The organism is Giesbergeria giesbergeri, from assembly GCF_054779375.1.
This window is the reverse complement of record NZ_BAAGYJ010000021.1, coordinates 1-1413: the sequence shown is the minus strand read 5'-3', so window position 1 is coordinate 1413 and position 1413 is coordinate 1. Positions and strand designations below refer to the sequence as shown.

At 62.8% G+C, this 1413-nt stretch carries 2 protein-coding genes; both read right to left on the bottom strand.

Annotated features, from left to right (window positions below; genetic code table 11):
* Positions 1 to 872 (bottom strand): electron transfer flavoprotein subunit alpha/FixB family protein (locus tag ACYVB2_RS15435; RefSeq protein ID WP_382434970.1); only part of this gene is annotated, 872 nt, incomplete at its 3' end.
* A 28-nt stretch (positions 873 to 900) separates the two neighbouring features.
* Positions 901 to 1413 (bottom strand): electron transfer flavoprotein subunit beta/FixA family protein (locus tag ACYVB2_RS15430; protein ID WP_460537249.1); only part of this gene is annotated, 513 nt, incomplete at its 5' end.

Here is a 1413-nt window from a genome sequence, read left to right as displayed (position 1 = left end):
GCCACGCTAAAAATCGGCGCCTCCGGGTCTTTGTTGATCGCCACAATCACCTTGCTGTCCTTCATCCCCGCCAAATGCTGGATCGCCCCCGAGATTCCGCAGGCAATATACAGCTGGGGCGCCACAATTTTTCCTGTCTGGCCCACTTGCCAGTCATTCGGGGCATAGCCCGCATCCACCGCCGCACGGCTCGCACCCACCGCCGCTCCCAGCTTGTCCGCCAACGGCGTGATGACTTCTTGGAACTTCTCGGCACTGCCCAACGCCCGGCCCCCCGAAACGATGATCTTGGCCGCCGTCAGCTCAGGCCGGTCGCTCTTGGCAATTTCGCTGCCCACATAGCGGCTGCTGCCCGCATCGGCCACCGCCGCGATGCTTTCTACCGCAGCACTGCCTCCCGTGGCCGCTGCCGCATCAAAGCCCGTGCCCCGCACCGTGAGCACCTTCACGCTGTCGCTGCTTTGCACCGTGGCAATCGCATTGCCCGCATAAATCGGCCGCTCAAAGGTGTCTGCCGACACCACTTTGCTGATTTCGCTGATTTGCGCCACATCCAACAAGGCCGCCACCCGTGGGGCCGCGTTTTTGCCGTTGGCGGTGGCCGCAAACACAATGTGGCTGTAGTGGCCCGCCACAGCCAGCACTTGGGCCGCTACGTTTTCCGCCAACGCATGGGCCAGTGCCGGGCCATCGGCGTGCAATACCTTGCTCACACCGGCAATTTGGCTGGCCGCTTGGGCCGCAGCACCCGCATGGTGACCGGCCACCAGCACATGGATCTCGCCACCTATGGCCACCGCCGCCGTGATGGTGTTCAGGGTAGCGCCCTTGAGGCTGGCGTTGTCGTGTTCTGCAATAACGAGGGTCGTCATGTTTTTATCCTTGATGCGTCGCAGTTTCTTACAGTACCTTGGCTTCGGTCTGGAGCTTGGCTACCAGCGCCGCCACATCGGCCACCTTGACACCCGCGCCACGTTGCGGGGGCTCGCTGACTTTGAGCGTCTTCAGGCGGGGGGTCACATCGACGCCCAAATCCGCCGGTTTGACGTTGTCCAGCGGCTTCTTTTTCGCCTTCATGATGTTGGGCAGGGTGACGTAGCGCGGCTCGTTCAGGCGCAGGTCGGTGGTGATGACAGCGGGCAGGCTCAAGGACAGGGTTTCTAGGCCACCATCGACTTCGCGCGTGACCTGGGCTTGGCCATCGGCCAGCTCCACTTTGCTGGCAAAGGTGGCCTGGGGCAGTCCGGCCAAGGCGGCCAGCATTTGGCCGGTTTGGTTGGCATCGTCGTCGATGGCTTGCTTGCCCAAAATGATGAGGCCGGGTTGTTCTTTGTCCACCAGCGCCTTGAGCAGCTTGGCCACGGCCAGCGGTTGCAGTTCGGCCTCGGTTTCGACCAAGATGGCGCGGTCGGC